We start from the raw sequence: 10367 nt of genomic DNA, 5'->3' as shown, positions 1-10367 counted from the left end.
TTCCCGCCCCGCGAGTTGCACGTACCCGCTCCGCGAGTCGCGCGTTCCCGTCGCACGGAACGCACAACTCGCGCCCACACAACGCACAACTCGCGCGCACACAACGCTCAACTCGCGCCGCTCACCTACGTCCCGGCACCGGGTTCCGGGCCGGTGTGATGGGCAATTCCGGTCCGGCATGAGTTGGCCGCTGGTGATGTGGGATGCCGTGCACGGCGTGGTCGGCGTAGTCCAGCGCCTCGGTGACCAGTTTGGTCAGATGGTCGCTGGTGATCCGGTACAGCATCCGGCGGCCCTCACGCCGCGCCTGCACCAGCCCGGCCAGCCGCAACCGCCCCAGGTGCTGGGACACCGAGGACCGGGATGCCGTCACCCGCGCCGTGAGCGTGGAGACGTCCTGTTCCTCCGAAAGCAATTGCAGCAGATGCAGGCGGGTGGGGTCGGCGAGCAGCCCCAGTACCTCGGCCGCCACGGCGAGCTCGGTACTGTGCTCATGCGCGCGCATGGTTGCATAATGGGGTCCAACAGCTCACCTGGCAAGCCCGGACACGAGACCGAGAGGACCACGGCGATGGCCCACGGGCACGACCACCACCCCACCGGCACCGGGGAAGGGCACGGGCACGCGGCACCTGCCGGTCCCGTGACGTCGCTATGGTCGCGACTCAAGCATCTGCTGACCCCGCACAGCCATGACAGCGCAGACCGGTTCGACACCACATTGGAAACGAGCAAACGCGGCACGCGCACGCTGGTCTGGTCGTTCGTGGCGCTGTTCGTCACCGCGGTACTCCAGCTGGTCGTAGTGCTGTTCACTGGCTCGGTCGCGCTGCTCGGGGACACGATCCACAACTTCGCCGACGCGCTCACCGCGGTGCCGGTCGGTATCGCGTTCGTCCTCGGACGGCGGGTCGCCACCCGCCGCTACACCTACGGTCTCGGCCGGGCCGAGGACCTCGCCGGGGTCGTGGTCGTACTCATCATCGCGGCGTCGGCCGCGTTCGCCGGCTATGAGGCGGTCCTGCGGTTGATCCAGCCGCGACCGGTGACGCATTTGTGGGTGGTCGCGATCGCCGGGGTCATCGGCTTCGCCGGCAACGAGCTCGTCGCCCGCTGGCGGATCGCCGTCGGCAGGCAGATCGGTTCCGCGGCGCTCGTGGCCGACGGCCTGCACGCGCGCACCGACGGGTTCACCTCGCTGGCCGTCGTACTCGGCGCACTCGGGGTGGCGCTCGGGTTCCCGTTGGCCGACCCGATCATCGGGCTGGTCATCACCGTGGCCATCCTGCTCGTGCTGCGCGAGGCGGCGAAGGAAGTGTTCCGGCGCCTCATGGACGCCGTCGATCCGCACACCGTCGACCAGGTGGAGCACACCGCGGCCGAAGTGCCCGGGGTGCTCGCCGCGAACGATGTCCGGATGCGCTGGATCGGGCACAGCCTGCGCGCCGAACTCGCGGTCCGGGTCGACGCCGGCCTGACGGTCGACGAAGCGCACCGCATCGCCCACGACGTCGAACACCGGCTGATGCATGCCGTGCCCAGGCTGACCGCCGCCGTCGTCCACACCGAACCGGCGACCGGCGCCGTTGTGGCGCATGAACTCCTGGCCCACCACACGCGCTGACGTTGGGACTTTGCCGATGTTGTCTTGGGGTGCCATCGCCTACGGGGCCGCACTGTCGGCCATCGTGGCGGTGGTCCTCGCCCTGCTCGCCGCCCGCGAACGCCGGCCCGTCACCCTCGCCGTGGTCGCGGTCGGCGCGATCGCCGGGCCGGTGGCCTGGAATGCGATCCTGCGCTCCACCAAGGCCCATCAGTTCTTCATCAACGCCCCCATCGCCGTGTTCCCGATCGCACGGAACGCACAACTCGCGCGCACGGAACGCACAACTCGCGCGCACGGAACGCGCAACTCGCGCCCACACAACGCGCAACTCGCGCCGTTCAGAAGTCCGGCGTACGCACCACGATGACCGGGCAAGGGCTGTGGTGTAGCAGGGTCTGGCTGGTCGAGCCCAGGCCCATCCCGGCGAATCCACCGCGGCCACGGGAACCGATGACGATCAGCTGCGCTCCGTCCGCCTCGGACAGCAGCCCACGCACCGGGCGGTCCCGCATCACCCGGCGGCGCACTTCCACCTCGGGATACTTCTCGCTCAGGCCCGCCAGACGTTCGGCCAGCACCCTGCTTTCGTCCTCGGCCACGGCATCCCAGTCCACATCGGACGGTAGCGCGGCCCACGTCTCCTCGACCGACACGTCGAGCCAGGTGTGCACGGCCACGAGCGGAACGTTCCGGAAACCGGCCTCCTCGAAGGCGAACTCCACGGCCGCGTCACTGACCGGCGAGCCGTCGACCCCCACCACGATCGGCCCGGTGGCCGGTGGCGGATCGTCGGGCATGCGCCCACGCACAACCACCACCGGGCAGTGCCCATGCCTGGCGACCGCGACCGAAACCGAGCCCAGCAACATCTCCTGGAAACCGCCCAGCCCACGCGAGCCCAATACCACCAGCCGGGACTTCGCCGACTCGTCGACGATCTCCCGCGCGGCCGGCCCGACTCGCAGATCGGTGTGCACGTCGACATCCGGCACCTCGGCCGACACCTCGTCCTTCGCCAGCCGCAACCACTGATGTCCTTGTTCCACCAGTGTTTCCGTCGCCGCCGCCGCGCCCGGCGGCACCGCGCACGCGTGAAACAGCCGGACCGGCATGCGCCGCTGCCGCCCTTCCCTGGCGGCCCACCGGGCCGCGTGCAACGCCGAACCGGAACCGTCGATGCCGACCAGAATCGAATGCCGTGCTGACGTATCCACCATGCCGGTCACGCTCCTCCGTACGGTGCCGCCCGGGCCAGAGTCAGCGGTCCCGGTCCCGTGGGCCCAAAGGCCCCCGGGCATCGCGTCGCCGGAGGAACCAGCGGCGGATTTCGTCGGCACCCCAGACGATGACGGGGAATGGCGCGGTCAGTGCGAGCATGTCCGGAGTGAGCGCCGCGGTGCCGAGCAGATCCTGCAGCGGCGGGGCGTAGATGATGACCGCGGCCAGCGCCAGTTCGAAGACGATTCCCCACAGCAGCAACGGATTGGAGAACACGCCGATCGAGCGGAGCGACGCGCGGTCCGTGCGTGCGGCGAACGCGGTCCCGATCTGGCCGGCGACCATGCCGAAGAACGTCATCGTGGTGGCCTGCCGGTAGGCATGGTTCAACGGGGTGCCCTCACCGGTGGGGTCGCCCGGATGCCAGCCTGCCCTGACCAGGACGTAGAAGAAGCCGGCCATCGCCAGCGCGGCGGACAGCACCCCGAGGAAAAGCCAGGCACGCAACAACATCGGCGTCTGGATGACGGATTCGTCGCGCTTGCGTGGCGGCCGGTCCATCAGCCCGGGTTCGGCCGGCTCCCTGCCGAGTGCCAGCGCCGGCAACGTCTCGGTACCGACGTCGAACGCCAGTAGCTGCAACACGGTGAGCGGCAAGGGAATCGTGCCGCCGGACAGTGCGAACACCAGGAACGGCACGATCTCGGGCGTCGCGTGGGCGAAGATGTAGAAGATGAACTTGCGGATGTTGTCGTAGACGCGCCGCCCGGCCTGCACCGCCGCGGTGATGGTGGCGAAGTTGTCGTCGGTGAGCACCATCGTCGCCGCCTCGCGAGCCACATCGGTGCCTGAGCGACCCATCGCGACCCCGATGTCCGCCCGCCGCAACGCCGGTGCGTCGTTGACACCGTCGCCGGTCATCGCGACGACATGCCCGGTCGCGCGCAAGGCATCGGCGATCCGCAACTTCGCTTCCGGCGAGGACCGCGCAAAGATGAGTTCCTCAGTCTGGGTAAGCAAAGCGTCGAGTTCGTTTTCGGTCATCCGGTCCAGATCCGTACCGTTGAGGACGGTCGGCTCGCCCCGCACGATGCCGGTCTGACGGGCGATGGCCGTGGCGGTCAGGCCGTGATCGCCGGTGATGACGATGATCCGGATCCCAGCCGCATGACAATCGGCGACGGCAGCAGCCACCTCGTTCCTCGGCGGGTCCACCATCGCGACCAGACCAAGCAGCACGAGATCCCGCTCGGCGTCCTCACGGGTCGTCGGGATCTCCTCGCCCGGCGTCAGGCGGCGCTCGGCGACCGCCAGGACCCGCCTGCCCTGCCGGGCTTGCGCGTCCACCAGCGACGCGAGCTCATCGCGCCGGCGCGCGGTAAGGGGAGCCGTCATCCCGCCGGCTCCGAGTTCGGCATGGCACAACGGCAACATCGTCTCCGGTGCGCCTTTGGCGGATATCACCTGCCCGTCGGGCCTATCGTCCACTGTGGACATCCGTTTGCGAGCGGGGTCGAAGTGGAACTGCCGGCGGCGGTGCTGATCCCGCTCGGCCGTGTCCACCGGTTGCCCCAACTCGGCGGCGGACTCGAGCAACGCCACCTCGGTAGGGTCGCCGGCAACGGTTCCGTCCGGCGCGCGGCGCGCGTTGTTACACAGGACGATCGCCGAAGCCAACCGGCCCAGCGCGAAGTCGTCCCGCGGCGGCTCGATAGCGGTGACCCGCATCCGGTTCTCGGTGAGTGTGCCGGTCTTGTCGGTGCAGATCACGTCGGTCGAGCCGAGGGTTTCCACCGCGCTCAACCGCCGTACGACCGCGCCGCGCCGAGCCAGTCCACGGACACCGATCGCGAGCGCCAGGGTAATGACCGGGAGCAGGCCCTCCGGCACGTTTCCCACCAGCAGGCCGACCGCGAACACGACCGCGTTGACGAACGACAGGCCCGCACCGAACGTCGCGATCGGCAGGAACGCCACACCCAGCACCACCGAGATCATGGCGATCAGCCACGCCACGCGCCGCACCTGTTTCTCCAGCGGACTTTCGTCGCGTTCCACTCGCTGCGACAACGCCGCGATACGGCCGAGTTCCGTGTGCATCCCGGTGGCGAACACCACCGCACGCGCCTGCCCCTCGGTGCAGGTCGTACCGCTGAACACCAGATCCCGCGCCTGCTGAACCGGAACCTGGGTGTCCAGCAGATCGGCCGCCCGGTACACCGGCATCGACTCACCGGTCAATGTGGACAGATCCACCTCGACCCCACCGTCGATGAGCCGCGCGTCGGCGGAGATCCGGTCGCCCTCCTCAATGACGAGCACATCGCCAGGCACCAGGTCGACCGCGTCGATCACCCCGACCTGGTTGTCCCGCACCACTTTCGCCCGCGGCGGCAGGAACGCGGCAAGCGCCTCGACCGCCCGCTCCGCGTGCCGCTCCTGCACGAACGCGAACACCGCGTTGATCAGGATCACCACGACGACCGCGATCGCGACCGGCTCGATGCCCACGGCCCAGGCGAGCCCGGCGGCCGCCCACAGCAGCAGCGCCAGCGGATGGGTGAACTGCCGCGCCAGTTGCCGGGGCCAGGTCCAGCCGCCGCGTCTGCGCAGCTCGTTCGGCCCGGCGCTGAGCAGACGCCGGCGCGCCTCGCGGTCGGTCAGCCCCGACCGTGAGCTGCGCAGGTCGCGCAGGAGCAGCTCGATCCGTTCGGTCGGGTCGAGCCCGGCCGCCGGCTTGTCCGCCACGGTATCGGTCATCGCACAAGCTTCCCGACGACACCGGGTTCCGCTGGCACGGCGGCTTTCATGGCGTTCTCCTTCACCGTCCGATGTGGACTCCCTGGCGGATGATGGTGTGTGCAAAACGTTTCCGCGCGGATCGGCGGCGGTGTAGGGCAGAAAGTCCTTCGTGCGGTCCTCGATCAGCCGGATCCCGCCCAACGGTGACTTCCGTCCCCGAAGACAGGGACCAAGTACAACACCCATGAGCGCGCCCCGGTCTTAGCGTTGGACGCGACCGAGCACGGAAAGGTGAGGCACCGTGATGGCGATGACCCAGCAGCCGTGGAGTGCCGTGCGCGAGACGCACATCGGCTCCGTCTTCCTCGTCGGTGATCGCGCCTACAAGCTGAAAAAACCCGTCAATTTCGGATTCCTCGACTTCACCCGGCGCGAAACCCGGGAACAGGTGTGTCACAAGGAAGTGGCGCTCAACCGCCGGCTGGCACCCGGCGCGTACCTCGGGGTGGCCGACGTGACCGGACCCGACGGCGCGGTCTGTGACCATCTTGTGGTGATGCGGCGCATGCCCGACGACCGGCGGCTGGCGAAGCTGGTCCGCGACGGTGTTCCGCTGAGAGACACGATCCACGAGCTCGCCCGGCTTCTGGCTCGCTTCCACGAACAGGCCGAACGCGGGCCGGCGATTTCGGCACAGGCGACACGCGACGCGGTCCGGGACCGGTGGCGCGCGAGCTTCGCCCAGGTCCGTGCCTTCCACGGAACGGTGCTCGACGCCTGCACCGGTGCGGAGATCGAACGGCTCGCCGAGGATTTCCTTGCCGGGCGGGAGGAATTGTTCACCCACCGGATCGGCGCCGGCCGGGTGGTCGACGGGCACGGAGACCTGCTCGCCGACGACATCTTCTGCCTCGATGAGGGGCCGCAGATTCTCGACTGCCTCGAGTTCGACGACACCCTCCGGTGGGTGGACGGTCTCGACGACGTCGCATTCCTCGCGATGGACCTGGAACGGCTCGGCGCCCCGGAACTGGGCGAAGAACTGCTCAACGAATACGCGCGTTTCTCCGGTGACCCCGCGCCTCCCGCGCTGCGGCACCACTATCTGGCCTACCGCGCGTTCGTCCGGGTCAAGGTCGCCTGCCTGCGACACCAGCAGGGCGACCCGGCTGCGGCGGAGCTTGCCAGGGCGTATGCCGAAATCACCGTGCGCCACTTGCGTCGCGGCACTGTCCGGCTCATTCTGGTCGGCGGCCTGCCCGCGTCGGGTAAGTCGACTTTGGCCGGCGCCATCGCCGACCACCTGGGGGCGACGGTCCTGCGCAGCGACCGGGTCCGCAAAGAGCTGGCAGGGTTTCCACCCGAGCACAGCGCGCCAGACGAGTACGAGCGAGGGCTGTACACGCCTGCCCACACCGAGCAGACCTATGCCGAACTGGGGCGGCGCGCGGAGAAGCTCCTGTCCTACGGCGAGACGGTCGTACTGGATGCGTCGTGGAACTCCGCCGACCGGCGTGCCGACGTGATCGCGGTCAGCGCTCGGACACACAGCCCGCTCGCTCCACTGCGTTGCTGGGCACCCGAAACGACGACCGCAGCACGCCTGGCCTCGCGCGGCAACGACATCTCGGACGCCACCCCGGAGGTGGCGCGGCGCATGGCACTCGATGTCCAGCCGTGGCCCGGCGCGCACACGATCTTCACCGCGGGCACGGAAGAAGACTCCCTCATCCAGGCACTGGCCTATTTGGGTTGAGCACGGTCCGGCAAGGAGGATTCCCCATGACACGCAAGGGAAAGATCATCGTCGGTGTTGACGGTTCCACGCAGAGCGAGGCGGCGCTGCGCTGGGCGATCGATGAGGCGAGGACCGATGGGGCCCAGGTGCGTGCGGTGCTCGTGCGATCCCGTGAAGATCTGCTGCCCGGCACCTCATACTCGATGCAGGCACACGGTCGCCGTCCGGTCGGCGAGGACGAGGACTACGCACACCTCCTGCGCGCGACGGTGGAGAAATCCTTGTCTGACAAGGAGAATCTGCCAGAAATCCACGGCGTCGTCACCGACGGTGACCCGGCCACCGAGCTGATCAAGGAGTCCGGCGACGCGGACCTGCTGGTCGTCGGTTCCCACGGGGCACGGATGCTGACCGAGCTGCTCCTCGGCAGTGTCGCCACCCAATGCGTCCGGCATGCGCACTGCCCCGTGGTGGTGCTGACCGGCGAAGCAGCGCAGCGCCAGGGCTAAGGGACCATCGGATTCGGTGGCAGCACCGGTGCGGTCATTCCCTCGGGCAGCCGCCCGTGCTCGGCCCGGTAGCTGCGGACGTACTCGGCGACGGCGGCAGGAAGGGTCGGGAACACGTTCTCCTCTCCGATCTTCACCATCAGACCGGCGGCGGCAAGTTCGTCGTCCAGCTCCCGCTTGACCCTGGCCATCGCGAACCGGATCCCGCGGCGTTTCAGTTCCTCGCACAGCCCGTCGAGCGCGTCGAGACCGGTGACGTCGACTTCGATCGTGGCCTCGGCGTTGAGCAGGAACCATTCCGTGCCGGGGGTGACCGCGCGCAGCGCCCGGTCGTGGAAGTCCTGCGCGTTGGCGAAACACAATGGCGCGTCGTAGCGGTAAACCACCAACCCCGGCACGATCTCCGCGCCCGGGTAGTCGCCGATATCGTGCATGCCCGGCACGCCCGGAACGTAACCGAGCACGGCGGCGTGCGGCCGGGCCATCCGCCGCAGCAGGTCCAGAATGGACAGTCCAATCGCGACCAGCACACCGTAGAGCACGCCCAGCCCCAGCACCCCGGCCGTGGTCGCCAGCGCCAGCACCAGCTCACTGCGCCGGAACGCCCCGAACCGCTGGAACTCGCGCGGCCTGATCAGCCGTAGTCCCGCGTACACCACGACCGCGCCCAACGCCGCTTCCGGGATCGCGCCGAGCAAGGGGCCCCCGGCGAACAACACGACGAGCACGGTCGCCAGCGCCACCAGCGAGTACAGCTGAGTACGGCTGCCGAGCGACACGCCTATCGCGGTCCGGCTGCCACTCGAGCTGACCGGGAACCCGTGCGACAGCCCGGCGATCAGGTTCGTTCCGCCGAGGGCGCGCAGCTCCTTGTCCGCGTCCACGGCCTGCCCGTCCTTCGGCGCGAACGCCCGCGCCGTGAGCACCACATCGGAGAAACCGACGAGCGCGATGCCCACGGCGGGCAGCAGCAGGACGGACAGATCGGCGGCACCGACTCGCGGTATCGCGGGCACCGGCAGCCCGGCCGGGACGACGCCCACGACCTGGATGCCCGCATGCTGCCAGCCGAAGATCCACACGAAGCCGGCGGCGAGCACGATGCCCAGCAGCGGCCCTGGCAGCCAAGGCGCGAACCTCGCCAGCAGCAACAACAACGTGAGCACCGAGGCGCCGAGCGCGAGCGTCGGCCAATGCACCGCACCGAGGTCACCGAACCAGGAACGCAGCTGACCGGCAAGATCGTGACCGTGCACCGGCACTCCGGTGAGTGCTCCGAGCTGGCTGACGATCATGCTGACGGCGATGCCGGCGAGATAGCCGACGAGCACAGGTTTCGACAGCAGATCGGCCACTACGCCGGCACGCACCAGTCCGCCGAAGAGACAGACACCGCCGACCAGGACGGCGAGCACCGCCGCCAGTACCGCGTACCGGCCAGGGTCACCAGTCGCGAGCGGTGCGACGGCGGTCGCGGTCATCAGCGCCGTCGTCGACTCCGGCCCGACCGAAAGGCGGCGCGACGTGCCGAGCAACGCGTACACGGCCATCGGGCCGATCGCGGTCCACAGCCCGGCGACCGGAGGCAGGCCCGCGATCTCGGCGTAGGCCATCACCTGGGGGACGAGGTAGGCGGCCACGGTGATCCCGGCCAGCACATCGCCCCGCAACCAGCTCCGGCGGTAACCCCGGAACTGGGCGATCCCGGGCAGAATGCGCTCCAGCGCGTGCGACGCCATTGCGTCACCATGATCCGGTTCCGGTCACCGCGGCCAGGGCCGAAGGTCCCCACGGCGGCAGCCATTGGCCCGCCCCTCACGGAGGGTGAGCACCGCGCTCGTCAGCGTGCCTGCTCCATGTCGCGGGTCACCACGGTCGCGCTGACCACTCCAGGCACGGCTTCGGCGAGCACCGCCGCAACATGCCGGTCGATGTCGTTGTCGAACTCGTCGACGATGTGCACCACGCCGTCGCGCACCCGTACCTGCCACCGGTCCGGGCCGCCGTAGATGGCCAGATGATGCCGGACATCCGCGGCGATCTCGGCATCGCTGCGGGCGAAGACCCGCACGATGTCCCCGCGGGTGACGATGCCGACCAAGCGCGAACCGTCCACAATGGGCATCACACGGATACGGGAATCGAGCAGCGACCGCACCAGCATCGACAGGTCCGTGCCCCGCGACATCGCGGTCACCGGAGTGGTCATCACCTCCGCGACCGTCGCCCCCGGCAGGTCCGCACGGCCCGACACGCGCCGCGCATCGGCCGGGAAACGGTCACCGATCAGGTCCGCCTCGGTCACGATGCCGATCAGCTCACCGTCGTCACCGACCACCGGCAACGCGGTGAAACCGTTCCGGCTCAACAACTCCGCCGCCCGCTTGGCGGTCGTCTCCGGGGTCACCGTCACCACCGGATGCGTCATCACATCCTGCGCACGCATGATCCGAACCTCCTCAGGCCTTCTTGTGGGAACGGGCGACGACGACCGGGCACAACGCGGCAGACACGACCTTCTGGCTCGTGGAACCGAGCAGCATCCCCGCAACCC

9 protein-coding genes are annotated in these 10367 nt (G+C 69.2%); 4 read left to right on the top strand and 5 right to left on the bottom strand.

The window, feature by feature from the left end:
- Positions 1 to 121: 121 nt before the first annotated feature.
- Positions 122 to 505 (bottom strand): ArsR/SmtB family transcription factor, encoded by a 384-nt coding sequence (locus GKO32_RS37365; protein ID WP_154761636.1) that lies wholly within the window; start codon positions 503 to 505, stop codon positions 122 to 124.
- A gap of 66 nt (positions 506 to 571) precedes the next feature.
- On the opposite strand from GKO32_RS37365, the gene GKO32_RS37360 reads away from it, so the two are divergent.
- Together GKO32_RS37360 and GKO32_RS37355 are read left to right on the top strand one after the other, a co-directional pair.
- Entirely contained in the window at positions 572 to 1624 is a 1053-nt protein-coding gene (locus tag GKO32_RS37360) for a cation diffusion facilitator family transporter (protein ID WP_154761635.1), read from the top strand.
- A 10-nt stretch (positions 1625 to 1634) separates the two neighbouring features.
- Positions 1635 to 1973 carry a hypothetical protein gene (locus GKO32_RS37355; protein ID WP_166459856.1) on the top strand — a complete coding sequence of 113 codons (339 nt, stop codon included), beginning with the start codon at positions 1635 to 1637 and terminating at the stop codon, positions 1971 to 1973.
- Here the strand turns inward: GKO32_RS37355 and GKO32_RS37350 are convergent.
- Positions 1945 to 2823: a universal stress protein gene (locus tag GKO32_RS37350; protein ID WP_154761633.1), complete on the bottom strand. Its 879-nt coding sequence runs from the start codon at positions 2821 to 2823 to the stop codon at positions 1945 to 1947. The genes GKO32_RS37355 and GKO32_RS37350 overlap by 29 nt on opposite strands.
- A 40-nt stretch (positions 2824 to 2863) precedes the next feature.
- Positions 2864 to 5584, bottom strand: coding sequence for a cation-translocating P-type ATPase (locus GKO32_RS37345; RefSeq protein ID WP_154761632.1), 2721 nt, complete (start codon positions 5582 to 5584; stop codon positions 2864 to 2866).
- Between the two features lie 286 nt (positions 5585 to 5870).
- Between GKO32_RS37345 and GKO32_RS37340 the strand changes: the two genes are divergently transcribed.
- Together GKO32_RS37340 and GKO32_RS37335 are read left to right on the top strand one after the other, a co-directional pair.
- Positions 5871 to 7322, top strand: a complete 1452-nt coding sequence (locus GKO32_RS37340; protein ID WP_312869268.1) for a bifunctional aminoglycoside phosphotransferase/ATP-binding protein — start codon at positions 5871 to 5873, stop codon at positions 7320 to 7322.
- A gap of 26 nt (positions 7323 to 7348) precedes the next feature.
- Positions 7349 to 7813 (top strand): universal stress protein, encoded by a 465-nt coding sequence (locus GKO32_RS37335; protein ID WP_154761631.1) that lies wholly within the window; start codon positions 7349 to 7351, stop codon positions 7811 to 7813.
- Here GKO32_RS37335 and GKO32_RS37330 read toward each other — a convergent pair.
- Positions 7810 to 9552, bottom strand: a complete 1743-nt coding sequence (locus GKO32_RS37330) for a SulP family inorganic anion transporter (protein ID WP_154761630.1) — start codon at positions 9550 to 9552, stop codon at positions 7810 to 7812. The genes GKO32_RS37335 and GKO32_RS37330 overlap by 4 nt on opposite strands.
- A gap of 101 nt (positions 9553 to 9653) precedes the next feature.
- Positions 9654 to 10259: a CBS domain-containing protein gene (locus GKO32_RS37325; protein ID WP_154761629.1), complete on the bottom strand. Its 606-nt coding sequence runs from the start codon at positions 10257 to 10259 to the stop codon at positions 9654 to 9656.
- Between the last annotated feature and the right edge of the window lie 108 nt (positions 10260 to 10367).

The organism is Amycolatopsis pithecellobii (assembly GCF_009707865.1).
In the GTDB taxonomy this organism is placed as follows: Bacteria; Actinomycetota; Actinomycetes; order Mycobacteriales; family Pseudonocardiaceae; genus Amycolatopsis_E; species Amycolatopsis_E pithecellobii.
This window is presented reverse-complemented; position numbering and strand designations above follow the sequence as displayed.

Bases quoted from the DNA above. Each gene is read 5' to 3' on its own strand.
- GKO32_RS37365 (WP_154761636.1), bottom strand. From the start codon at position 505: ATGCGCGCGCATGAGCACAGTACCGAGCTCGCCGTGGCGGCCGAGGTA.
- GKO32_RS37360 (WP_154761635.1), top strand. From the start codon at position 572: ATGGCCCACGGGCACGACCACCACCCCACCGGCACCGGGGAAGGGCAC.
- GKO32_RS37350 (WP_154761633.1), bottom strand. From the start codon at position 2,823: ATGGTGGATACGTCAGCACGGCATTCGATTCTGGTCGGCATCGACGGT.
- GKO32_RS37345 (WP_154761632.1), bottom strand. From the start codon at position 5,584: ATGACCGATACCGTGGCGGACAAGCCGGCGGCCGGGCTCGACCCGACC.
- GKO32_RS37340 (WP_312869268.1), top strand. From the start codon at position 5,871: ATGGCGATGACCCAGCAGCCGTGGAGTGCCGTGCGCGAGACGCACATC.
- GKO32_RS37335 (WP_154761631.1), top strand. From the start codon at position 7,349: ATGACACGCAAGGGAAAGATCATCGTCGGTGTTGACGGTTCCACGCAG.
- GKO32_RS37330 (WP_154761630.1), bottom strand. From the start codon at position 9,552: ATGGCGTCGCACGCGCTGGAGCGCATTCTGCCCGGGATCGCCCAGTTC.
- GKO32_RS37325 (WP_154761629.1), bottom strand. From the start codon at position 10,259: ATGCGTGCGCAGGATGTGATGACGCATCCGGTGGTGACGGTGACCCCG.